This window comes from Galbibacter mesophilus (assembly GCF_023721415.1).
Lineage (GTDB): Bacteria > Bacteroidota > Bacteroidia > Flavobacteriales > Flavobacteriaceae > Galbibacter > Galbibacter mesophilus.
This window is the reverse complement of sequence record NZ_JAMQVC010000004.1, coordinates 187,366-210,356: the sequence shown is the minus strand read 5'-3', so window position 1 is coordinate 210,356 and position 22,991 is coordinate 187,366. Positions and strand designations below refer to the sequence as shown.

At 36.1% G+C, this 22,991-nt stretch carries 22 protein-coding genes and 1 pseudogene; 18 read left to right on the top strand and 5 right to left on the bottom strand.

The genetic code is table 11. From position 1 onward, the window contains the following. Positions 1-113 precede the first annotated feature (113 nt). The 3 genes from NDQ75_RS14250 (at position 114) to NDQ75_RS14240 (ending at position 1,851) form a co-directional block, all read left to right on the top strand. A complete protein-coding gene (locus NDQ75_RS14250; RefSeq protein ID WP_202029264.1) occupies positions 114-494 on the top strand; it encodes a hypothetical protein in 381 nt (126 codons plus the stop codon). A gap of 203 nt (positions 495-697) precedes the next feature. After that, positions 698-1,216 (top strand): hypothetical protein, encoded by a 519-nt coding sequence (locus NDQ75_RS14245; RefSeq protein WP_202029263.1) that lies wholly within the window; start codon positions 698-700, stop codon positions 1,214-1,216. A gap of 74 nt (positions 1,217-1,290) precedes the next feature. After that, positions 1,291-1,851 (top strand): hypothetical protein, encoded by a 561-nt coding sequence (locus NDQ75_RS14240; protein ID WP_202029262.1) that lies wholly within the window; start codon positions 1,291-1,293, stop codon positions 1,849-1,851. Between the two features lie 1,239 nt (positions 1,852-3,090). Here the strand turns inward: NDQ75_RS14240 and NDQ75_RS14235 are convergent. The 3 genes from NDQ75_RS14235 to NDQ75_RS14225 all read right to left on the bottom strand — a co-directional run bounded on the left by NDQ75_RS14235 (position 3,091) and on the right by NDQ75_RS14225 (position 9,056). Then, positions 3,091-3,780 carry an LOG family protein gene (locus tag NDQ75_RS14235; protein ID WP_202029261.1) on the bottom strand — a complete coding sequence of 230 codons (690 nt, stop codon included), beginning with the start codon at positions 3,778-3,780 and terminating at the stop codon, positions 3,091-3,093. A gap of 42 nt (positions 3,781-3,822) precedes the next feature. Further along, a complete protein-coding gene (gene uvrA, locus NDQ75_RS14230; RefSeq protein WP_202029260.1) occupies positions 3,823-6,654 on the bottom strand; it encodes an excinuclease ABC subunit UvrA in 2,832 nt (943 codons plus the stop codon). A gap of 182 nt (positions 6,655-6,836) precedes the next feature. After that, entirely contained in the window at positions 6,837-9,056 is a 2,220-nt protein-coding gene (locus tag NDQ75_RS14225; protein ID WP_202029259.1) for an FUSC family protein, read from the bottom strand. Between the two features lie 174 nt (positions 9,057-9,230). Between NDQ75_RS14225 and NDQ75_RS14220 the strand changes: the two genes are divergently transcribed. The 8 genes and pseudogenes from NDQ75_RS14220 (at position 9,231) to NDQ75_RS14190 (ending at position 15,618) form a co-directional block, all read left to right on the top strand. Next, complete coding sequence (locus NDQ75_RS14220) at positions 9,231-10,178, top strand: phosphoribosylaminoimidazolesuccinocarboxamide synthase (RefSeq protein ID WP_202029258.1); 948 nt, start codon at positions 9,231-9,233, stop codon at positions 10,176-10,178. An 83-nt stretch (positions 10,179-10,261) separates the two neighbouring features. After that, entirely contained in the window at positions 10,262-11,200 is a 939-nt protein-coding gene (locus tag NDQ75_RS14215) for a fibronectin type III domain-containing protein (RefSeq protein ID WP_202029257.1), read from the top strand. Positions 11,201-11,345: 145 nt separating this feature from the next. After that, a pseudogene (locus NDQ75_RS14210) lies at positions 11,346-11,588 on the top strand (phosphoribosylaminoimidazolesuccinocarboxamide synthase); the annotation flags it as partial. 86 nt (positions 11,589-11,674) lie between these two features. Then, positions 11,675-12,241, top strand: coding sequence for a hypothetical protein (locus NDQ75_RS14205; protein ID WP_202029256.1), 567 nt, complete (start codon positions 11,675-11,677; stop codon positions 12,239-12,241). A 270-nt stretch (positions 12,242-12,511) separates the two neighbouring features. Continuing rightward, positions 12,512-14,422, top strand: coding sequence for an acetate--CoA ligase (gene acs, locus NDQ75_RS14200; RefSeq protein ID WP_202029255.1), 1,911 nt, complete (start codon positions 12,512-12,514; stop codon positions 14,420-14,422). 112 nt (positions 14,423-14,534) lie between these two features. Further along, entirely contained in the window at positions 14,535-14,780 is a 246-nt protein-coding gene (locus NDQ75_RS14195; protein WP_202029254.1) for a hypothetical protein, read from the top strand. Continuing rightward, a complete protein-coding gene (locus NDQ75_RS16000; protein ID WP_202029253.1) occupies positions 14,764-15,039 on the top strand; it encodes a type II toxin-antitoxin system RelE/ParE family toxin in 276 nt (91 codons plus the stop codon). Before NDQ75_RS14195 ends, NDQ75_RS16000 begins: the two co-directional genes overlap by 17 nt. A gap of 42 nt (positions 15,040-15,081) precedes the next feature. Next, positions 15,082-15,618 (top strand): hypothetical protein, encoded by a 537-nt coding sequence (locus NDQ75_RS14190; protein ID WP_202029252.1) that lies wholly within the window; start codon positions 15,082-15,084, stop codon positions 15,616-15,618. Between the two features lie 49 nt (positions 15,619-15,667). Here NDQ75_RS14190 and NDQ75_RS14185 read toward each other — a convergent pair whose 3' ends face one another. Next, on the bottom strand, positions 15,668-16,222 hold the full coding sequence (locus NDQ75_RS14185) for a hypothetical protein (protein ID WP_202029251.1): 555 nt from the start codon (positions 16,220-16,222) through the stop codon (positions 15,668-15,670). 142 nt (positions 16,223-16,364) lie between these two features. Here NDQ75_RS14185 and NDQ75_RS14180 point away from each other — a divergent pair, with 142 nt between their 5' ends. After that, complete coding sequence (locus tag NDQ75_RS14180) at positions 16,365-16,790, top strand: heme-binding domain-containing protein (protein WP_251762034.1); 426 nt, start codon at positions 16,365-16,367, stop codon at positions 16,788-16,790. Here the strand turns inward: NDQ75_RS14180 and NDQ75_RS14175 are convergent. After that, positions 16,759-17,445, bottom strand: coding sequence for an SIR2 family NAD-dependent protein deacylase (locus tag NDQ75_RS14175; protein WP_202029249.1), 687 nt, complete (start codon positions 17,443-17,445; stop codon positions 16,759-16,761). The genes NDQ75_RS14180 and NDQ75_RS14175 overlap by 32 nt on opposite strands. Before the next feature lie 164 nt (positions 17,446-17,609). On the opposite strand from NDQ75_RS14175, the gene NDQ75_RS14170 reads away from it, so the two are divergent. The 6 genes from NDQ75_RS14170 to NDQ75_RS14145 all read left to right on the top strand — a co-directional run bounded on the left by NDQ75_RS14170 (position 17,610) and on the right by NDQ75_RS14145 (position 22,910). Further along, positions 17,610-18,875, top strand: a complete 1,266-nt coding sequence (locus tag NDQ75_RS14170; protein WP_207190465.1) for a nucleotide sugar dehydrogenase — start codon at positions 17,610-17,612, stop codon at positions 18,873-18,875. A 121-nt stretch (positions 18,876-18,996) separates the two neighbouring features. After that, entirely contained in the window at positions 18,997-20,091 is a 1,095-nt protein-coding gene (gene rfbB / locus NDQ75_RS14165) for a dTDP-glucose 4,6-dehydratase (protein ID WP_202029248.1), read from the top strand. A gap of 11 nt (positions 20,092-20,102) precedes the next feature. Next, the gene (rfbA, locus tag NDQ75_RS14160; protein ID WP_202029247.1) at positions 20,103-20,963 is read left to right on the top strand and encodes a glucose-1-phosphate thymidylyltransferase RfbA; all 861 of its coding nucleotides are present in this window, start codon (positions 20,103-20,105) and stop codon (positions 20,961-20,963) included. 34 nt (positions 20,964-20,997) lie between these two features. Next, positions 20,998-21,663, top strand: coding sequence for a TrmH family RNA methyltransferase (locus NDQ75_RS14155; protein WP_202029246.1), 666 nt, complete (start codon positions 20,998-21,000; stop codon positions 21,661-21,663). A gap of 60 nt (positions 21,664-21,723) precedes the next feature. Further along, the gene (locus NDQ75_RS14150) at positions 21,724-22,275 is read left to right on the top strand and encodes an SRPBCC family protein (RefSeq protein WP_202029245.1); all 552 of its coding nucleotides are present in this window, start codon (positions 21,724-21,726) and stop codon (positions 22,273-22,275) included. Positions 22,276-22,376: 101 nt separating this feature from the next. After that, positions 22,377-22,910 carry a hypothetical protein gene (locus NDQ75_RS14145; RefSeq protein WP_202029244.1) on the top strand — a complete coding sequence of 178 codons (534 nt, stop codon included), beginning with the start codon at positions 22,377-22,379 and terminating at the stop codon, positions 22,908-22,910. Positions 22,911-22,991: the final 81 nt, after the last annotated feature.

Sequence of the window (22,991 nt, the reverse complement as noted above, 5' to 3'; positions counted from 1 at the left end):
AAAAAGTGTCCGGGGAGGTATTATAATTGTTAAAGTTTTTTATTTTTACCAGCGGTACATTATATGTATACCCTACTAACTAAAATTTTTTACTAAATCAATACTACTACAAAATGGCAAAAAAACCAACAAAATGTATTTCGCCGGAGAAGGCGAGTAAACTACAAGACAAATACGTAAAAACCATTGAAAAAGCACTTAAAAAAGAGTTTGGGAAAGATTTTTCCCACGAGTTTTGGTGGAGTGTGGAAGAACTGGAAGAGTATTTAGCTTATTTTAAAGAAGAAGCAAAGAAAAAAGGTTATAAAGAGCTTGGGTTGCGTTTTTCTTTAGGTAAATATGAAGACGATGAAAAGGAAGGTAATATTTCTGCATTTATAAAACCTACAGGTGTGCAGGAATCCAGCACACTTACAAAAAGCGCCAGTTCTCAAATAATGATTCAAGATGTAGATGCTTATAATGATAGTTATTCCGAATGGCCTCCTGCGTAGCTAATCCATCCTAGATGTATTACTTAAGGTACTTAAATCATTTTTTAATTGCTATTACAACTTTAGTAGCAATTTTAACTTATAAAAAATACCGATTTACTCCTAATCGGTATTTTTTATACTTGTTGTTATTAACTTTAACAACAGAGTTTATAGCGTACATCCCAGTTTACTGTTACTTCCATAAAGAGACAAGTATCTCATTGTTTTTAAAAGAATTTGTTCCTGAAAATCTTTTAGCAAGAAATTATTGGGTATACAATTTATTTAGAATATTAACTTTTTACATATATCTTTTATATTTCTTTAATTATTTCAAGCAAAGAAAAGACAAAGTTATTATCTGTGGATTGCTCCTAATTTATTCCATTGGTATTGGAATTGAATTTATAATTGATAGCAATAGTTTGTTTGAAGGAAATCAAATGATAATTAGGATTTTTGGAAGTTTTGGAATACTGATTGGGGCAATCCTTTATTTTGGTGAGGTTTTCAACTCTGATAAAGTACTGAAAATCTATAAAGATTTAGCTTTTTGGTTAATTATTGGTTCTGTATTTTACTACTTACTAACAATTCCAATTATGATGTTTGGTAAATTCTTTCAAAGATTTCAAGAAGTATATGTGACAATTCTATTTTTGTCTAATATTATTCTTTACGGAAGTTTTATCATTGGTTTTATAATTAATGCCAAAACTAATACTGATAGGAATAAATAATTTTACAAAAAACTTCTTGGTTGATCCGGAAGATAATTTTAATTTCACTGCAAGAAATTATAACCAAATCAATTATGAAAAAAATTTATTTATGCGTTGCACTGTTTTGTGCTTTAGCATTATTTGTTAAATGTTCTAAAGAGGACGAAACAACAGTGTCAAATGAAAGTGGAGCCGTTTCTGGTTCTAATTATTTTTTATCATCTTCTGATGAGACTGTTCAATCAAGCCAAGAATCTGTCGAGGAAATTGAAAGGCCCGAAAAATGCCTTACTAAAAGTGAAGCGGAAGCATTAAGACAAAATTATGACAATGCTATACAACCTTTGTACCTACAGCAAAAAGGGATAGCTCATGCAAAAGATTTTTGGTGGACTGTTGAAGATTTAGAGAATTATTTGGCTTTCGTAAAACAGGAGGCTAATCAAAAAGGATATTCAAACTTGGGTATCCGGTTTAGATTGGGGAAATACGGTGAAGGGCATAAAAATGGTAGTGTAACTTTATTTATGCAACCAACAGGTGTTTTGAAATCCAAAGGATCTAGTAAATCGAGCGGTGATGGTGGGCAGCAAGTTATGATTGACGATGTGGATGGATATAATGACTCTATATTCGATTGGCCCCCTAAATAAAATTAAGAGGCGACATGAATATGTGTATGTAAGACATTAATAACAACTGTCAAATCAATAAAGTTTATAAAGTGCCGAGATTTTAAATCGGCACTTTTTTTATGCTAGTGAATTTATAGACTTCAATATTTTATTCTGTTTTTTTTAATTATTCTTTAAAGTAGCTTTATTACTGGTATTGTAATTAATGCCAAAAAAACAACAAAAAATAATTTTATTAAATACCTCTTGGTTAAACCGGAAGAGAATTTTAATTTCATTTTAAGAAATTAAAACCAAATCAAATATAAAAAAAACTATGCTTTATACAGGAGCGTAATTAATTATAGAAAAATCAAAAAGTGTTAACCTTCAAGAAATATCCCCTTTTAACACACTGGTAGGGGGAATGTCCTCCTTATGAATACAGATTTAAATTTCATAGATTATTTTAGGCTTTCACCGATACTGTTGGAAGTTGTAGCTATGATTCTTGCGATAGCCACTTATTCATCTTTCAAGAAAACGGGAGCAAGATATATTATCTTTATTTTGATTCTCACAGTTCTAGTTGAAATTCTAGCTGGAATAGTAGCTTTCAGCTATAAATATTATGAAAATTCATGGTTGATACAAAGGTTGTTGATTTTTCTTCCACCCGATTTTTTAAGGATGAATATTTGGATGTTTAACATAAATTGCGTCTTTATTTTTGCACTCTATCTAATCTATTACCATTCATTAATTCAGTACAAATATGATAAGCTTATAATTTCAATTTTAGCAGTTATATTTCCCATCGTTGTACTTTCAGATTTCTATTTCAACTTCGAAACGTTTAATAGGTCCTTAATGCGAGGGATATACATATACGGTGCCTTATCCATATTTATTGCTTCAAACCTTTACTTTAGAATGGTATTATTCAGCAATCGAATTCACCAGATCTTACTTTCTTTAGACTTTTGGATTGTTTTAAGTACTTGTTGTTTTTACATAACAGTAACCCCGGTATTCTTATTTGCTCACAAATTACACTTCACTCATTTAACTTACGTAGTTTTACTTACCGTTTTGAATTATATGCATTACGGGCTATTTATCACAGGATTTATCATAAACGCAAAAACATCACGTAACCAATAAGTTTTTAGTTTAAAAAGATTAAAAATCAATCGATAATAAAAAAGCTGTCTCCGTGAAGAGACAGCTTTAATTTTTATAATAAAACCAACGTAAACTAATACAATTCTTTAGCTTCTAGAAATTCGGACTCAAATTGTATTTATTGTAGAAGGTATTTAATACATCAATTACTTCATCTGCGGTATCTACTAATTTAATTAAATCAAGATCACCCGGACTTACATTGTTATTGGCTTCCAAAAGCGTGTTGCGTACCCAATCCATGAGTCCGCCCCAAAAACTACTATCTACCAAAATAATAGGGAATTTGGCTATTTTATTAGTTTGAATAAGAGTAATGGCTTCAAAAAGTTCATCGAGCGTTCCAAAACCTCCTGGCATAACCACAAATCCTTGGGAATATTTTACGAACATAACTTTTCGAACAAAAAAGTAATCAAAGTCCAGATTTTTATCGCTATCAATGTACGGGTTGTCGTGCTGTTCAAAAGGCAATTCAATATTCAAACCCACAGAAGTTCCTCCCGCCAAGTGGGCACCTTTATTTCCAGCTTCCATGATTCCAGGTCCGCCGCCAGTAATTACTCCATACCCCGACTCCACAATTTTAGCTGCAATTTCTTCCGCTAGTTTGTAATATTTATGGTCGGGTTTGGTTCTTGCTGAACCAAAAATAGAAACACATGGGCCAATTCTGCTGAGGCGTTCGTAACCACTTACAAACTCACTCATTATTTTAAAAATCGCCCAAGAGTCGTTCGTTTTTATTTCATTCCAGCCTTTGTGATGTTGTTCTTTTCTCATGCGTATTTATCTTTTGTAGATGCCAAAAGGCATCAAAGTACTTCATTTTAATTCGTTCTTTAAATATTTTGCGGTATAACTTTCTTTAATTTTTATAATTTCTTCAGGAGTGCCCGTGGCGATTACTTTTCCACCGCCTTTTCCACCTTCCGGACCGATATCAATAATATGGTCTACCATTTTTATCACATCTAAGTTATGTTCAATAATCAAAACCGTATTCCCTTTATCGGTTAAAGTATTTAAAACACCCATCAACACATTGATATCTTCAAAATGAAGTCCGGTAGTAGGCTCATCCAAGATATAAAACGTATTTCCTGTATCTTTTTTAGAGAGCTCTGTAGCCAATTTAACACGTTGTGCTTCTCCGCCGGAAAGGGTAGTGGATTGTTGCCCAAGCGTAATGTACCCCAAACCAACATCTTGCAAAGTAGCAAGTTTTCGGTGAATTTTAGGAATATTCTCAAAAAAGTCAACCGCTTCATTAATCGTCATATCCAACACATCGGAAATCGATTTTCCTTTATAACGTATTTCAAGAGTTTCCCTGTTGAATCGCTTCCCGTTGCAAGTTTCACACGCCACGGTAACATCCGGGAGGAAATTCATTTCAATAACCCTAACGCCTGCTCCTTGGCATGTTTCGCAACGCCCGCCTTTCACATTAAAACTGAATCTTCCTGGTTTGTAACCACGAATCATGGCTTCCGGAGTTTGGGTAAAGAGACTTCGTATTTCACTGAAAACCCCTGTGTACGTAGCCGGATTGGAACGCGGTGTCCGCCCGATTGGCGACTGATTTATGTCAATTACCTTATCTATATGTTTCAGTCCTTTTATGCTTTTGTAAGGCATGGGAATTTTTACCGCATTGAAGAAATGTGCATTTAGAATTGGGTACAAGGTTTCATTTATTAAGGTGGATTTTCCGCTGCCAGAAACGCCAGTTACACCAATCATTTTACCCAAAGGAAACTCAACATTTACCTTTTTTAAATTATTACCTGTACATCCTTTAAGTACGATAGATTTTCCGTTTCCTTTTCTACGTTCTTTCGGAACCGGAATTTCTTTTTTCCCTGTAATATAATCTGCCGTGAGTGTATTGTAATTTTTTAAATCTTCCGGTTTGCCTTCAGAAATAATTTCACCACCCATTTTTCCCGCCTTCGGACCAATATCGATTACGTGGTCGGCACGCTCTATCATATCCTTATCGTGTTCGACAACAATTACTGAGTTGCCTATATTCCGTAGAGATTCCAACGATTTTATCAAACGATCGTTATCTCGTTGGTGTAAACCGATACTCGGCTCGTCTAGAATGTATAAAACACCAACCAGTTGCGAACCAATTTGAGTTGCCAAACGAATTCGTTGTGCTTCCCCTCCGGAAAGTGATTTCGAACTTCTATTTAGAGAAAGGTAATCCAACCCAACATCTAACAAGAAGCTGATACGGGCATTTATTTCCTTTAAAATTTCTTCAGCAATTTGTAATTGTTTTTCTGAAAGTGACTTCGGAAGGTTTTTAAAGAACGCAGCCAAATCAACCATGTCCATGGAAGAAAGCTCTGCGATATTTTTTTCATTTATTTTGAAGTACAACGATTCCACCCGTAACCTACTTCCATTGCATGTCGGGCAATCAATTTTATCCATAAATCCTTTAGCCCAACGGCGAATAGAGGTAGACTGACTTTCCTCAAATTGATTTTTTATAAAACTGATGATGCCTTCAAAATCTATTTTATAATCACGTGTAATTCCCAAGGTTTTCGATTCTACCGAAAATTTTTCATTTCCACCGTGCAAAATCATTTCCATCGCCTCTTTTGGAATGCTGGAAATGGGGTCGGTAAGTTTAAAATCAAATTTCTGGGCAATCACTTCCAACTGCTTAAAAATCCATGATTTTTTATATTCTCCCAATGGAGCAATTCCTCCCGACTTGATACTCAATTTATCATTCGGAATAATTTTTTCCAAGTTTACTTCATGAACTTTTCCCAAACCACTACACGTCGGGCACATTCCCTTTGGGGAATTAAAAGAAAAGGTGTTTGGCTCCGGATTGGGGTAGGAAATCCCCGTGGTGGGACACATTAAATTCCGACTAAAAAAGCGGGCTTCATTGGTTTCATGTTCCAATACCATTAAAACATCATCCCCATGGTACATCGCTGTGTTGATGGTTTCACTCAACCGCTTGGAGGTATTCTCACTGTCATCAACCTGTAAACGGTCAATTACAATTTCAATATCATGCGTCTTGTACCGATCTACCTTCATGCCTTTTGTAAGGTCCAAAACCTCGCCATCTACGCGTACTTTAACAAAGCCTTGTTTGGCGATTTGCTCAAACAATTCGCGGTAATGCCCCTTTCTACTGCGTACCACTGGCGCTAAAACATTGATGCGTTTCCCTTTAAAATCGGTTAGAATGAGCTCCTTAATTTGCTCATCGCTATAGCTTACCATTTTTTCACCGGTGTTGTAGCTATAGGCATCACCAGCTCGCGCATACAATAAACGAAGAAAATCGTATATCTCGGTGATAGTTCCAACGGTGGATCTGGGCGATTTGGATGTTGTTTTCTGCTCGATGGCAATAACAGGAGAGAGGCCGTCTATTTTATCTACATCCGGTCGTTCCAGTCCGCCTAAAAACTGCCTGGCATAAGCAGAAAATGTTTCGATGTAACGACGTTGTCCTTCAGCATAAATCGTATCGAAAGCGAGGGAAGATTTACCACTTCCTGAAAGTCCGGTGATCACCACCAATTTCTCCCTTGGGATGGTAACATCTATATTTTTTAGGTTGTGGACGCGGGCGCCCTTAACCTCAATATTTTCTTCAAAATTTGTCATACAAAATACAAAACCGTAAAGTTACAATTTTAAGGTTTAAATTGAAGCATGTCCTTGTTTTGATTTTTCCTTCTGAAACTAAATAAAATTCGCATTCTTTTCATTCATTTTTAGAATGCTGAAATAAGCTTTTCAACATGTTTTAAGTAAAGTACACTGAAGAGTTTGTGATGAATTGAAGTTTACTGCTTCACATAGTTTTCAATAGCAGCGTACAGGTTGAGCGATAATTTGTGTAGCCATTCCAATTGTTCTGAGATAATACGGACTTCCTTTAAAAATTCGCGCTGTTCTACGGTGATTTGTAGTTTTCCTTCATCGATTTCCCGATCTCTTTCCGCAGATAATTCATCAAAAATTTGTTTTAAATAGCGTTTGGCATCTGCCAGATCTATAGGTTGTTTTGGTGCGGAATTCACATCAAATAAAACTGATTCTCCGTTGAAAAGTTCATTATCAATAGCAGTAATATAAGCCGTGAAATATTCTGAAGCATCCGTGGTATGATGAATTTGAATATACGTCCCCAACGAAGCCGTTGCCGATAAAAGGGTATTTTGCGTAACCACTATTTGATATAACTGATCTAATTTCCGTTGTTTGTTTTTCGGTTCCTGTGTCATGCGCTGAAACCCTGCGTGCAAGTTTCCGATAGCAATAAATGCATTTTTACGGGATATTTTGTAAGAAGTTTTAGCCTTTTCCTTACTGGCGTACAGTTTATTCACCTCTTTCAAGTAATTCCTGTTGGTTTTTACGGTTTCAGCAATTAAACTTTTAATGTTTTGACTTTCCCAAGCAGGCCATAGCAATAAGTTCGTGATACTTGCCAAACCAGCACCTACCAAAGTATCTATAATTCGGTACTGAATTATACTAATAGCATCTGGGTACAGCATGGCATAAACAAAAATGATGGTGAGCGTTATATAAACAGCTGAAGCCTTGTAGTTTTGCTGAATAAAAGTAAAGGACAACGTCATCGCTATAAAAGTGATTACAATGTAAACCACCATATTGTTGGTGAGCAACACAATTCCTACAGCAATGGCTCCGCCAATTAATGTCCCCAAAATACGTTGTCTGGACCGTTCTTTCGTAAGTACATATCCCGGACGCATGATTACAATTATGGTAAGGATAATCCAATAGGCATTCTGTAAAGAAAATATGCTTCCTATGGCATATCCCAGTAAAACGGTAACGACCAGTCGTAAGGAATGTTTAAAAATGGGGGATTTTAAAGAGAGGTTCTCCAGAAAAATTTTATAACTATAGTTCTGCGAAGTTAAAAACCGCAGTCTATCAGTTCTCTTGATAATGGAAACTTCGTTGGTAAGATCGTTGTTGATAATCTTTTCAATAGCCGTAACCTTTTCATGCTGCCTTTTTGTATAATCGTAAAGATTGCGAAGAATAAGAATACCGTCCCGATTGGTTTTAATATCCACAGCGCTTTTAAAACGTTCAATAGCTTCATCGGCTTCCTTGAGCATTTTGTTAATGGAATCGCTCGGCTGAATCTTTTTGTTTTTCAATCGCAATCCAGCAACTAAGAAAAGTCGGTCTGCCACCGCCTCCATGGTTTGGCCTATCTGAAGAGCTGTTTTTTGGAATTCGCCACTGCTTTGGTCGAATTGAGAATAATTGAATGGATTTGCAACCGCAAACTCCAAAATATCAATCAGCTCAATAAAAATAAGAAGTTGTTGTTGTTTGGATTTCGTAGCTCCAGATCGAAGTCTTTGTGCCAACAATAAATTACGCAAAGCTTCATGTTTTTCATTCAGTTCGTTTTGTAATTGAAGCTGTTTGTTTAGTACATTTTCACGGTCGGTAGTGTAGAAAAGGGCGACACGAGTGTTTAAATAATTAGCGGTGAGCTCCATGCAGTCGGTGAGGAGTTCGTCGCTATATTGTTTTGTTCTAATGGTTTCAAAAGAAAGGGAAATAAGCAAATACCACAAACCGCCCAGGAGTATGTAAAAAGCATTGTAAAAAATTTCTATTCCGGTAAGCGGATGGGCAAAACTAAGTGCCACCCCAACCAAACCGGAAAAGGCTATTAAAGAAGCCCTAAATCCGTATACGGAAATATAAGAGTTTATAAAAATGAGTACAACTAGCGCCGGAATAAGAAAATAAAGATTGAAAATAGTTAGGTGTATGGTAATGTAACTTACAATGGCAATCAGTAAAGAAATAAGAATGCCATACACATTGTGTTTTTTATTACCCGGAATATCACTAAAACATGCAATAAGCACCCCAAAAGCGGCGCCAATTCCTATAGTCATATTAAAGAAAAAATAGCAAATTGCAATCGCGCTAAAAGCTGCAAAGCTTATCAGCAGACCTTTGGTGAAATTATAGCTTTTTAAGAATTGTATGGCTTTTTGCATTATTTGCTAAAAAAATTTCATGCAAAGGTACGTTAAGGACTTTGATTTTATGAAATCTTCAAAATAAATATAATGACAGCGATTTCTATAGCATCATAATTGAAAGAAGATGACTGTTCTTCAACCCAAAATATACATTATATTTGTGGCAGCAATTAAAAGACAAAAATTCCAATGAGCAATACCATCACAGCAACCAATTTTAATTTTCCGAAGCAAAAAAATGTATACAAAGGAAAAGTAAGGGAAGTATATAATATCGATGACGAGATACTTGTTATGATAGCTACCGATAGGCTTTCTGCTTTTGATGTGATTATGCCCAAAGGAATCCCTTTTAAAGGCCAAATCCTCAATCAAATCGCTACGAAAATGATGGAGGCAACAAAAGACATTGTACCTAATTGGTTGATGGCTACCCCAGATCCCAACGTGGCTGTTGGTCATCTTTGTGAGCCTTTTAAGGTAGAAATGGTTATTCGCGGTTATCTATCCGGTCACGCGGCAAGGGAGTACAAAGCAGGAAAAAGAACACTTTGTGGTGTCGCCATGCCAGAAGGGATGAAAGAGAATGATAAGTTTCCAGAACCCATTATTACACCTTCCACAAAAGCCGATCAAGGAGATCATGACGAAGATATTTCTAGGGAAGATATCCTTAAAAAAGGAATTGTTTCTGAAGAAGATTACAAAGTACTGGAAAAATATACGCGTGCTTTATTTCAAAGAGGAACCGAAATTGCTGCCGAACGCGGACTTATTTTGGTAGATACTAAATACGAATTTGGAAAAACAAAAGAAGGAAAAATTGTTTTGATTGATGAAATCCATACTCCTGATTCTTCCCGTTATTTTTATTCGGAAGGATATGAAGAACGACAGGCCAAAGAAGAGCCACAAAAGCAACTTTCCAAAGAGTTTGTACGCCAATGGTTAATAAGCAATGGATTTCAAGGAAAAGAGGGACAAGAAATCCCAACAATGGACGAAAATTACGTGAATTCGGTATCTGAAAGGTATATCGAACTTTACGAGAAAATTACTGGCGAAAAGTTCGTAAAAGGAGACGTAAATAACATTCAGGAGCGTATAGAAAAGAATGTTTTGGAATATTTGAAGTAGTAAAATTTCGACAAACGAGATTGTTTATGTTTATATTAATGCATATATTCGCCCTCATATAAACTATAAATAAATCTTATTAAATGAGCCTAAATTATTTTAAACCTACGTTAATCGCAATATCATTTGCGGTATTTGCTTCTTGTAGTGGAGATGATACTTCTGAAATGGCTGAAGTCGCGCCTGGACAGGTGGAGAATCTAGTAGCAACTCCAGGAAATCAATCTGTCCATTTAGAATGGAATAACCCTTCGGATTCAGATCTTGCCAAAATAATAATTCGATATGACGGTAAAACCAGGGAGGTAAATAAGGATCAAAACAGCTATGAAGTAACAGAATTGACCAACAAAAGTGAATATTCTTTTCTCGTAACTGCAGCCGATGAAGCGGGTATGGTTTCAGAGGTTGTATCGGTGGCTGCTACGCCTGATGAATATGTTTCCGCTTATGAAGCTACTGAAGTGGTTTCCGGAACTTATTTAACAGATGGAGAAAACCAAATCAAGTTCCAAATCACGATTGATGGGGAAAATTACAAAAGGAAGTTTGTTTCGGGTAGTGGATTTCAATTTATTTGGGAAGGAACACTAAAAGCAAATGCTGATGGCAGCTATACAAAAGATGTAGAATATTATGGAGTAGACGAATACGGAAATAAAGACCACGTGGCGTATCTATTACAGCAAAATGTTAATGCTTATTCATTTGAATTTAATGGTGAAACCATGTTTTCAGAAGTGGCATTTGAAAAAATAGATGGTGATGAAAACTTTTTAGCAGGCACTTATAGAATAAAAAGTTCTACAGTGTCTTCGGATAAAGAAAGTTATAATAGTGAATATGAGAGAATCGCTACCGTAACAGAAAATGGTGAATACACTATTACTCAAGATGAAGAAATTATAAGTGAAGGTGTATGGAGTAATGATGATTTGCTAAAAAATAAAGTTATATTCGTTAAGCTAAAAAATAGAACATTTTTACACTATACTATTGAAGATTTAGCAATCTTGCAATAAGATACAAGTACAGTTTGGAAAATCCCCTTTTAAAATTTAAGTATTTATTAAAGGGGATTTTCTATTTATGTAGGCCTTGTAATCTTTTGATTTTAGTCCAATGAATTCCGTTTTCATAAGATTAACATTGAAAATAGATAAGGCCAAAGAAGAGCCACAAAAGCAACTTTCCAAAGAGTTTGTGCGCCAGTGGTTAATAAGCAATGGATTTCAAGGAAAAGAGGGGCAAGAAATCCCAACAATGGACGAAAATTATGTGAATTCGGTTTCTGAAAGGTACATCGAACTTTACGAGAAAATTACTGGCGAAAAGTTCGTAAAAGGAGACGTAAATAACATTCAGGAGCGTATAGAAAAGAATGTTTTGGAATATTTAAAAAAATATTAAATACTTTTCCTACAGAGAAACTTTATTCAATTTAAACTAATTTTGTTCTAATCAAATTAGTATAGAACGAGTTAAATAGATTAATTATGAAAAAGTTAGTAACACTGGCTGTTGTAACATTATTTGTTTTTACGGCTAATGCCCAACAACAAGGAACTCAAGATTTATCATTAACCGCTGGTTTTTTTACCAGTAATGAAATTTTAAACATTTTTGAAGAAACCATAAGCGGTTCAACATTTTCAAATGCATCTACAACGCCAGCAATTGGTTTGACTTATAAGTATGCGATTAAAGACAATTGGTTCTTTTTTGCCGATGGTGTATACCAAAGTATTACGGAAGATGTTAACGAAAATAATGTGAAAATAGGGGATGTGTCCCATAACTTCTTTGCTGTAGGTTTTGGTACAGAATATCATTATATAGCGCGAGATTGGTTCCAAATGTATTCTGGGGGTTCAATTGCGTATGCTTCGCAAAACAGTGATTATACCACTTCATCCCCAAATTACGAAGATGAAAGCGATGGTCTGTTTAATTACCAAATAAACGCTTTAGGATTTCGCTTCGGAAGATCCTTTGCAGGCGTTTTAGAATTAGGTTTTGGTTATAAAGGAGTTGTAAACGCAGGAATATCCTACCAATTTTAAATTATTCCACTTAATTCCTTTGAAGAAAACAGTTTTTGCCCGTTTTTTCGCTCAATTACATCTCATAAACTATTAACCACAAGTAATACTCGATGAACTCCATCGAATTAGCTACGATAGATTTTTTTGAGAATCGTATTTGTGTTTTATTTATTAAATTGATTTTCAGTTAAATATGTTATTCTAAAAGTGTTTAAATAGATGCTAAGTACTATAAATACAACGTTTTCGCATTAGGTTGTTTTTATAAAAATAAGTACTTTAGTCAGCATGAGTAATTACCACATCAAACACTTAGAGGAGTATTTTCAAGTTTACCGAAAGTCTGTACGCGAACCAGAAAATTTTTGGGGAGAAGTAGCCGAAGAGCACTTTTTATGGCGTAAAAAATGGGATAATGTTTTACAATGGGATTTCACCAAACCCGAGATTAAATGGTTTGAAGGAGCCAAACTAAACATTACCGAAAATTGCATTGATAGACATTTAAGAACGCGCGGCGATAAAACCGCCATTATTTGGGAACCAAACAGTCCCGAAGAAGAAGCTTTGCACATAACGTACAAAGAACTACACGAACGCGTCTGCAAGTTTGCCAATGTTTTAAAATCCAAAGGAATTGAAAAAGGGGATAGGGTTTGTATTTATCTGCCTATGATCCCGGAATTGGCGGTGTCTGTACTGGCATGTGCCCGAATTGGCGCTATTCATTCCGTAGTTTTTGCAGGATTTTCATCCACAGCGCTTTCCACTAGGATCAACGATGCCGATTGTAAAATGGTCATTACAGCGGATGGTTCTTTCCGCGGAAGCAAAACCATCGATCTTAAAGGGATTGTAGATGAAGCTTTGGAAGATTGCCCAAGTATTGAATCAGTTTTGGTAGCGAAGCGCATTGCTTCAGATATTTCAATTAAGGAAGGTCGTGATGAATGGCTACAACCTTTGTTGGATGCCGCGGATGCTAATTGCGAGCCAGAAATTGTAGATGCTGAAGATCCACTTTTCATTTTGTATACTTCCGGTTCTACGGGAAAACCGAAAGGGATGGTTCACACTTCGGGAGGCTATATGGTTTATACGGCGTATACTTTTAAAAATATATTTCAGTACAAAGAAGATGATGTGTATTGGTGTACCGCCGATATCGGTTGGATTACCGGGCATAGTTATATTGTGTACGGACCTTTAGCGAATGGAGCGACTACGGTGATGTTTGAAGGTGTTCCCTCGTATCCTGATTTCGGGAGATTCTGGGAAATTGTAGATAAGCATAAAGTAAATCAGTTTTATACCGCGCCAACCGCTATTCGGGCGTTGGCAAAGAATAATTTGGACTTTGTTACCAAACACGATTTGTCGTCATTGAAAGTATTGGGATCGGTAGGAGAGCCCATTAATGAGGAGGCGTGGCACTGGTATAATGATAACGTTGGAAAAAGCCGATGCCCTATTGTAGATACGTGGTGGCAAACAGAAACGGGAGGGATTATGATATCTCCCATTCCGTACGCTACGCCAACTATTCCAACGTATGCGACTTTACCGTTACCAGGAATTCAACCCGCTTTAATGGACGAGAACGCCAAAGAGATTAAAGGGAATCTTGTGGATGGCCGTTTGTGTATTAAATTTCCTTGGCCGTCTATTGCTAGAACCATTTGGGGGAATCATGAGCGTTATAAAGATACCTATTTTTCAGCCTACGAAAACATGTATTTTACGGGAGATGGGGCGCTTCGCGATGCCGTCGGATATTATAGAATTACGGGTAGGGTAGATGATGTTGTAATTGTTTCTGGTCATAATTTGGGTACAGCGCCTATTGAAGATGCCATCAACGAACATCCTGCTGTGGCAGAATCAGCAATTGTAGGCTATCCGCATGATGTGAAAGGAAATGCTCTGTACGGATTTGTTATCTTAAAAGAAGTAGGGGAGACCCGTGACCGAGAGAATTTACGCAAAGAAATCAATCAGCAGATAACCGAACATATCGGTCCGATTGCGAAGCTGGATAAAATTCAGTTCGTAAGCGGATTACCAAAGACGCGTAGTGGTAAAATTATGCGTAGGATATTGCGTAAAATAGCTTCCAATGACCTTTCCAACCTCGGTGATACCAGCACACTGTTAAATCCAGATGTTGTTGATGAAGTTATAAAAGAAAAAATAGACTAGTTCTTAATTGAAACTACAGGAAACCCCAAAGTTTGTAGAAAGCTTTGGGGTTTTTTATTATTGAAAAAAGAGCTATCTTTACGTAAGTTATACGTATAATTTTTTCATTATTATGGTACGAAAAGAACTTCATCTAGATGAAAAAGTGATAGCTTCTCTGGAAAAGGAAGCAAAGCGTCAAAATAGAAGCCTGAAAAATTATTTAGAACATTTAGCAATTCAAGAAGCAAAGCGGCTTGAAGTACCATCTGAAGAATATATGAAAATGATGGATGATCTATTGGATAAATGCGATAATAAGAAAGTCGATTTTTTTTCTATTGAAGACGTTTTAAAAAGAAATGGAATATCGAATTAATATTTCAAGTGAAGCGGAAAGGGATATTCAAAAGGCTTTATGTTATTACAAAATGTCGAATCTCGAAAGCGCCTTCAGCTCAGACTTCATAAATCAGATTGAATATCTAAAGAGTAATCCGTTTCTATTTCAGCTTTATTATAAAAAGGTTCGAAGAATACATTTCAGTAAATTCAATTACTCAATTCACTATTTTGTGGAAGAGGATGTAGTTTATATATTAAGGATATTGCATGTTAAGCAGTATACAGGAGTTTAATTTTTAAGCCATTCTACAAACACCAAAAAATAGCAAACTCGAATGAATTTAAATAAGAAGGATTGGCTGGATATTTTTGAGAACTCATTAAGCTGGATAGTGGTGTTAGCGATGTTTATTTACGGAGGCGCCAAAATTATTCAGTTCGAAGGAGCTATAGATATCAATAAAACCATTCCAGAGCTCTCTGGTATGGAAATAATGTGGGCATTTTATGGCTATTCTAAATCTTTTGCCTTAACGCTTGGGGCTTTAGAAATAATTGGAGGGTTGCTCATTTTATTTAAGAAAACGAGGATAATAGGTTGTCTTTTTACAACGACTATTCTGGTAAACGTTATTTTACAGGATATTTATTTTGATGTTAATTTGGGAGCATTAAAAGCAGCGCTAATTTACCAAACTCTACTTATAATTATACTTTGGATACATCGACAAAAATTGATCAATGGAATTAAAATGTTAGTCTTGTCTACAGGAGCGTTTAATTTGAAGACAAAAACAGTTTTAAAGTTCGTTATAGCATTTTTAATTTTTGCGACGCTTAGAATTTTAGAGTATTTTATTACTACCACGTGAATTGGAGAGCTGGATTATGGTAGACATATTTTTAAAGCACAAAAAGTTTCTAAATCCTTCTCAAAATATGCTGTGCCCGCGCTTTGTAGGCAGAAGAATGATTTGGAATTCCGTTTAAAAGGGTTTGTTTTAATTCTGGGTAAATCCAATCGTATTTTTGACCGAGATAAAATAGGTTTTGCATAGCATAAGCTTTGGTGGCTACTTTCACGTCTGCGATAAGCCAATCAAAATTTATTTCTACCAGTTTGTTTAGGTGTTCTTCTTTTAGTGTGAGGGAAAGGTCTGTTCCGTTCTTCTTAAAATATTTTCCGCACAACAATTCACACACCTTTGCTAAAGGTCGTATGGCGGAGTCATTGGTTAAAGACGGCAGTTTTTGGGTGAATTCATCCAAATGCGGGTAAATCCATTCCAGTTTTTTCTTGCACACAAATTCTGTGACCCAACAAGCTTTATGAGACAATTCTTCATCATTAGAAAAACAGAATTGTAGTAGGTCGGGAAACATTTCGGGATGTTCTAATACATAATCTGCGGTCTTTTGGCGGTGTTTTCTGTAACCACTTACGTAGGAAAGTTTGTCGGTTAAAATCTTATTCAATTTATATTTTCCTTAAATTAGAGCCTTGAAATTAATCAAACTAATCTATTAAAACAAGGGTGATAGCTCTCTATTGCTTAGAAATGAACAACCTATGAAACTTTTTAAACGCATTCTATTTTTTCTTCTATTAGTTCTAATTGTGATACAATTTTTTCCACCAACTCCAAACAAATCGGACACTACACCGCCAACTGATCTTTTATTGGTAGAAAATGTTCCAGAAAAAGTGAATGCAACCCTTACCAATGTTTGTTACGACTGCCACTCCAATCACACCAATTATCCGTGGTATGCGGGAATAGAACCGCTATCTTATTGGCTTGCCGGACATATTGAAGAAGGAAAAGAACATTTGGATTTTTCCCAATGGGATTTGTATTCAGCAAAAAAGAAAGCACATAAATTGGAAGAAATTGCAGAATCGGTTACGGAAGGTTGGATGCCACTGGAATCCTACAAATGGATACACAAGAGTGCCAATCTATCCGAGGAAGAAAGTAAAGCGGTAGCTGATTGGGCTAGTATGCTTCGACTTAATTATCTAAAAGCCGAGAAACCGCAATAGGCACTCCAACGGAGGCTTTTTCAGCAATAATTTCGAGTCCGTCTATGGCGTTTTCACTTATAGAAGGCCGCGGGTCTATAAAATATAGTGGCGCTTCGTATGGTTTGTAATCTACCAATCCCGCTGCGGGGTAAACCTGCATCGAGGTGCCTACAACCATTACAATATCCGCTTTAGCAACTTTTTCCGCGGCTACATTAATAAGGGGAACGGCTTCCCCGAACCAAACAATATGAGGCCTAATCTGACTATGATGCTCGCAGAGGTCGCCTAATTTAATATCTTCTTTCCAATCGAAAACCAAGTCTTCATCAAAAGAACTTCGGGCTTTTAAAAGTTCTCCATGAAGATGAATTACGTGCGTGCTTCCTGCCCGTTCGTGTAAATCATCAACATTTTGAGTAATTATGGTTACGTCGTAATCTTTTTCTAGTTCAGCAAGTGCAAAATGTGCATCGTTGGGTGTTACTTCTTGTAACTGCCTACGTCGTTCATTGTAAAACTCCAATACCAATTCTGGGTTGTATTCCCAACCTTTAAGCGAAGCAACTTCCATAACATCATGCCCTTCCCAAAGTCCGTCGGCATCCCTAAATGTTTTTAATCCGCTTTCGGCACTAACGCCAGCACCGGTAAGTACTACTATTTTCCTCATTTAAATTGTTTTTCTTTTTACAAATGGTATTACTTTGGAAGGTATTGTTTTCTTTATTCAGAAACAAAACAAAGCCGAAAAATCTAAATGTTAAAGTAAATTTAAGAGCCTAGTTTCAATTGGATAAGAAATCCTATTTTTACGATTCAATCTTAAAAATAATTATGACAGATAAATATAAAATTGCAGTAATCGGACTAGGGTACGTGGGTTTACCTTTGGCGGTAGAATTTTCAAGAAAAGGGTTTTCGGTAGTAGGTTTCGACATCAATGATAAAAGAGTGGGGGAGCTAAAAGAAGGAAAAGATGTTACCGATGAAGTTACCAAGGAGGAATTAAACGAAGCCAAAGATTTGATTTTTTCTGCAAAGGAAGAAGATTTGGACGATTGCAACATGTTAATTGTAACAGTTCCTACCCCCGTAGACGACTTTAAACAACCTGATTTACGTCCGCTTTTGGCAGCCAGCGCCACGGTTGGACGTCATCTTAAAAAAGGTGATGTTGTTGTTTATGAGTCTACTACTTACCCAGGTTGTACTGAAGACGATTGTGTACCTGTTTTGGAAAAAGTGAGTGGATTAAAATATAACGAAGATTTTTTCTGCGGTTATTCGCCTGAAAGAATTAATCCCGGAGATAAAAAGCGGCGTTTAAGGAATATTATGAAGGTTACTTCGGGCAGTACTCCTGAAAAAGCCGAAGAAATCGATCAATTGTACAAGGCTATTATTGAAGCAGGTACGCATAAAGCTTCCAGCATTAAGGTGGCGGAAGCTTCCAAAATTATTGAAAATACCCAGCGTGATATCAATATTTCCTTGGTAAACGAACTTGCATTGATTTTTGATAGAATAGGTGTTGATACGGTAGAGGTATTGGAAGCATCGGGGACAAAATGGAATTTCCTACCTTTTAGGCCCGGTTTGGTGGGCGGTCATTGTATCGGTGTAGATCCTTATTATTTAACGCACAAAGCGGAGCGTTTGGGGTATCACCCACAAGTAATTCTTTCTGGAAGACGTATTAATAACAACATGGGCGTTTTTATTGCCAATAAAGTGGTTAAATTAATGGTACGTGATCAATTGCCGATAAAAAATGCAAAAGCGTTGGTGTTGGGAATGACGTTTAAAGAAAACTGTCCGGATGTGAGAAATTCTCGGGTGATTGATGTAATTGAAGAATTAAGCGGCTTCGGACTCCAAGTCGATACATACGATCCTTATGCTGATAAAGAAGAGGTGAAAAAATATTATGGCGTAGATTTAATTGATGAGTTGAAGGAACGGTATGAAACCATTGTTTTAGCAGTTGGTCATGATACCTTTGCCGAATTGGATTTTGAAAAATTAAAATCGAGTCCGCGCACAGTGGTTTATGATGTCAAAAGCTTTTTACCAAAAGAACAAGTTACGGATAGACTGTAGGGATTTTCGAATTACGATTTATGATTTACGAATTGTGATTTTCAAATTTTGAAAGAGTAAAAAATGTTTTTAGGGAATCGCCTCAAAACCTATTTCACAGGTCAAGGGAAAAAAGACTAAAATGATTAATAAAGATAAAAAGAAGTTGAAAGTTTTAATCACAGGTGGTGCTGGTTTCATTGGGTCTCATGTGGTGCGACTTTTTGTAACAAAATATCCCGATTATGAAATCGTAAACTTAGATGCGCTTACGTATGCCGGTAATTTAGAAAACCTTAAAGACATTGAAAATGCTCCAAATTACACTTTTGTAAAGGGAGATATTCTGGATACTGAATTAATCAACAATTTGTTTGAAAAATATGAATTTGATGCGGTGATTCATTTGGCAGCAGAAAGTCACGTAGATCGTTCTATATCCGATCCTTTGGCATTCGTAAAAACAAATGTAATCGGCACCATGAATTTATTGAATGCTGCTAAAAAAATATGGATTGATACGCCTCCTTCTGGAGAAGGAGGCTTAGAGGAAAAACTTTTTTACCACATAAGCACCGATGAAGTCTATGGAACTTTAGGGGAGTCAGGTCTGTTTACGGAAGAAACTCCTTATGCTCCAAATTCGCCATATTCTGCTTCCAAAGCCAGTTCCGATCATTTCGTGCGTGCGTACGGAGAAACCTATGGCTTGCCTTATGTTGTAAGTAATTGTAGTAATAACTACGGTCCAAATCAGTTTCCCGAGAAATTAATACCGCTTTTTATTCATAATATTCTTCAGAAGAATCCTTTACCGGTTTATGGTGATGGAAATTACACTCGGGATTGGCTTTTTGTAATCGACCATGCCGAAGCAATCGACCGTATTTTTCATCATTCAGAAAAAAACAAAACCTACAATGTGGGCGGTTTTAACGAATGGAAGAATATCGATTTGGTGAAACTTCTTTGCAGAGTAATGGATAAAAAACTGGGTAGAGAAGAAGGTTCTTCAGAAAAATTAATTACCTATGTTAAAGATAGACCTGGTCACGATTTACGCTACGCTATTGATGCCTCAAGAATAAATAATGAATTGGGCTGGAAACCTTCGGTTACTTTTGAAGAAGGACTTGAAAAAACCATAGATTGGTATCTGGAAAATGAAACTTGGTTAAAAAGTGTAACTTCAGGGGCTTATCAGGATTATTATAAAAAGCAATATAAAAGTACTTAAGAGTTAGTGAAATGAAAGGAATTATACTTGCAGGCGGATCAGGAACTAGATTGCACCCCTTAACGTTGGCGGTAAGCAAACAGCTAATGCCAATCTATGATAAACCGATGATTTATTATCCGCTATCTACATTGATGAGTGCCGGTATTCGGGAGATTTTAATAATTTCTACACCTAAGGATTTACCTTTGTTTAAAGAGTTATTAGGTGATGGAAAAAAATTTGGTTGCATTTTTGAATATGCTACTCAAGAGCATCCAAATGGCTTGGCAGAAGCTTTTATTATAGGTGAAGATTTTATTGGTAGAGATAAGGTAGCACTTATTTTAGGGGATAATATTTTTTACGGAACCGGTTTAAGCAATTTATTACAGGAAAATAACAATCCCGATGGAGGAATTGTATATGCCTACCACGTTCACGACCCTGAAAGGTATGGGGTAGTGGAGTTCGACGAAAAAGGAAAGGCGGTTTCCATTGAAGAAAAGCCAGAGAATCCAAAGTCTAATTTTGCTGTTCCTGGTATTTATTTTTATGATAATGATGTAGTAGAGGTTTCCAAAAACATAAAACCCAGCAAAAGGGGAGAGCTTGAAATAACAGACGTTAACCAAACTTATCTAGACAAAGGGAAGTTGCAAGTAAGTATTATGGACCGTGGAACGGCGTGGCTCGATACGGGAACTTTTCAGTCGCTTATGCAGGCATCTCAATTTGTAGAGGTGCTGGAAGAGCGACAAGGATTAAAGATAGGTTCCATTGAAGCTACGGCATATGAGATGGGATATATTTCCAAGGCGGAATTTAAAGCACTTGCCGAACCTTTGGTAAAAAGTGGTTACGGAGAAAAGCTTTTAAGCTTGCTGAAATAGTTAATGTCTAAATAACAATAGTATATAATTTTCATTGAATACAGATAGTGATAAATTACTTTTACTGAATTATTTGGAGGGATTTATAACCGAAGAACGGAAACAACGCTTCTTGCAAATCCTTTCCGAACGAACCAATTTTTTTACCGTGGCGATTGAAGATGTGTACCAACTTCATAACACAAGCGCAGTCATACGGAGCTGTGATGCTTTCGGCGTACAACAGGTACACGTGGTGGAAGAACAATTCGGGAAACGTTTAGACAAGAACATTGCTATGGGTTCCCAAAAATGGGTCGATATTTACCGCCATGCTACTACCACCGATTGTATTGATAAGTTGAAATCGGAAAACTATAAAATCGTGGCCACCACCCCGCATGATGGTGTCATTTCACTGGAAGAGCTATCCATAAATGAGCCTCTGGCCTTATTCTTTGGTACTGAAAAAAGTGGGCTGAGTGAAACTGTAATGCAAAACGCAGACGTCTTTTTAAAGATTCCTATGCGTGGTTTTGCGGAAAGCTTGAATATTTCGGTGTCGGCTGCTATTATTCTTCAGCATCTTACCGCAAAACTTCGAAAAACACAGATAAATTGGCAACTTTCCAAGGAGGAGATGCTTGAAAAGCGTATTGATTGGACAAAGAAATCCATCAGGAGCGTGGAAGACGTGTTAAAATCGTACTACGAAAAGTAAGTTTATTTCGGCTAATTAGCCAATAATGTGTACATTTAATAAACTTAAAATCAACCAACTATGTTTTCTATAATACTTTATATCCTTATAGGGTTTCTAATTCTTGGCTTCATCTTATTCCTTATTGCCCCTAAAAATTACCACGTGAGTAGAAGTATTGAAGTAGAAAGGCCACTTTCTGAAGTGTACTCATACCTCAAATACTTGAAAAATCAAGATGAATGGTCCCCGTGGAGCAAAAAAGACCCCAATATGCATAAAGAAATAAGCGGGGAAGATGGAACTGTAGGTGCCGTAAGTTACTGGAAAGGAAACAAAGAAGTAGGTGAAGGAGAGCAAGAAATAACCAAACTCGTACCAAATGAAGCAATCTATAGCGAATTACGATTTTTGAAACCTTTTGCCTCTACATCTGATGCTTATTTAAAGGTGAAAGCTATTTCTCCAGAAGCGACTACAGTTAGTTGGGGTTTTTCAGGTAATTACACTTTTCCTATGAATATTATTATGCTTTTTATGAGTATGGACAAAACGGTTGGGAAGGATTTTGAACAGGGTCTAAAAGATATGAAATCAATTTTGGAGTACTCTCAACCGAGAAAAAGCATATAAAATAATTTCTATTTTAGTTAAAATAGAGTTATTGATTTATTTCTACAGCAAAATTACTGTAAATTGAATCTTAAAGGCTCTATAAATTGAAATTTTTAATTATGGGATTACATAAAATAGTTGTTTGTCTTCTTACAATGTCGTTGACTTCTGTAAATGCTCAGGAAGAAAATGGTTTATTTTCCAATTATTTAAAATATAAGCAATCTAAAAATCTTACGTCCATTCCCAATGTTGGAGGTTATGTGTATTACAATAATGGGCTTAATTTGGAAAAAAATGGGTTAACAATAGGTCTGAAAACGGGAATAATACAAAAATGGATTTCGAGTCCTTTTTCTCCAAATACCCCCGATTTAAATCCGTATATCGGTGGAGAACTAAGCTATCGTTTAAACCAGAACCTAACTATTTTTGCCAATGGTCAATATTTGTTTAAAACTGAAAATGAATCAGACGCGACGAATTATTTGTATAAGTCTCCCTTTTTTCCTCAAAGTGAAATAAATGCAGGTTTAAGGGCAACGTTTGATGAGCATCTTTTTGAAGCTGGGATAAAGCAAATCTATAATCCTCAATTTTCAAGTTCGAGTTCGGAAAGTAGAGTTTACGGTAAATGGTCGATGAGCTTCTAATGTCTTTCAAAGGTGGAATTTGGTTTACCACTTTAGAAAATTGAAAGAATACTAAGTTGTATAGCCTTTTAGATTGTAAAC

Bases quoted from the DNA above. Each gene is read 5' to 3' on its own strand.
- NDQ75_RS14250 (WP_202029264.1), top strand. From the start codon at position 114: ATGGCAAAAAAACCAACAAAATGTATTTCGCCGGAGAAGGCGAGTAAA.
- NDQ75_RS14240 (WP_202029262.1), top strand. From the start codon at position 1,291: ATGAAAAAAATTTATTTATGCGTTGCACTGTTTTGTGCTTTAGCATTA.
- NDQ75_RS14235 (WP_202029261.1), bottom strand. From the start codon at position 3,780: ATGAGAAAAGAACAACATCACAAAGGCTGGAATGAAATAAAAACGAAC.
- uvrA (WP_202029260.1), bottom strand. From the start codon at position 6,654: ATGACAAATTTTGAAGAAAATATTGAGGTTAAGGGCGCCCGCGTCCAC.
- NDQ75_RS14225 (WP_202029259.1), bottom strand. From the start codon at position 9,056: ATGCAAAAAGCCATACAATTCTTAAAAAGCTATAATTTCACCAAAGGT.
- NDQ75_RS14220 (WP_202029258.1), top strand. From the start codon at position 9,231: ATGAGCAATACCATCACAGCAACCAATTTTAATTTTCCGAAGCAAAAA.
- NDQ75_RS14215 (WP_202029257.1), top strand. From the start codon at position 10,262: ATGAGCCTAAATTATTTTAAACCTACGTTAATCGCAATATCATTTGCG.
- NDQ75_RS14205 (WP_202029256.1), top strand. From the start codon at position 11,675: ATGAAAAAGTTAGTAACACTGGCTGTTGTAACATTATTTGTTTTTACG.
- acs (WP_202029255.1), top strand. From the start codon at position 12,512: ATGAGTAATTACCACATCAAACACTTAGAGGAGTATTTTCAAGTTTAC.
- NDQ75_RS14195 (WP_202029254.1), top strand. From the start codon at position 14,535: ATGGTACGAAAAGAACTTCATCTAGATGAAAAAGTGATAGCTTCTCTG.
- NDQ75_RS16000 (WP_202029253.1), top strand. From the start codon at position 14,764: ATGGAATATCGAATTAATATTTCAAGTGAAGCGGAAAGGGATATTCAA.
- NDQ75_RS14190 (WP_202029252.1), top strand. From the start codon at position 15,082: ATGAATTTAAATAAGAAGGATTGGCTGGATATTTTTGAGAACTCATTA.
- NDQ75_RS14175 (WP_202029249.1), bottom strand. From the start codon at position 17,445: ATGAGGAAAATAGTAGTACTTACCGGTGCTGGCGTTAGTGCCGAAAGC.
- NDQ75_RS14170 (WP_207190465.1), top strand. From the start codon at position 17,610: ATGACAGATAAATATAAAATTGCAGTAATCGGACTAGGGTACGTGGGT.
- rfbB (WP_202029248.1), top strand. From the start codon at position 18,997: ATGATTAATAAAGATAAAAAGAAGTTGAAAGTTTTAATCACAGGTGGT.
- rfbA (WP_202029247.1), top strand. From the start codon at position 20,103: ATGAAAGGAATTATACTTGCAGGCGGATCAGGAACTAGATTGCACCCC.
- NDQ75_RS14150 (WP_202029245.1), top strand. From the start codon at position 21,724: ATGTTTTCTATAATACTTTATATCCTTATAGGGTTTCTAATTCTTGGC.
- NDQ75_RS14145 (WP_202029244.1), top strand. From the start codon at position 22,377: ATGGGATTACATAAAATAGTTGTTTGTCTTCTTACAATGTCGTTGACT.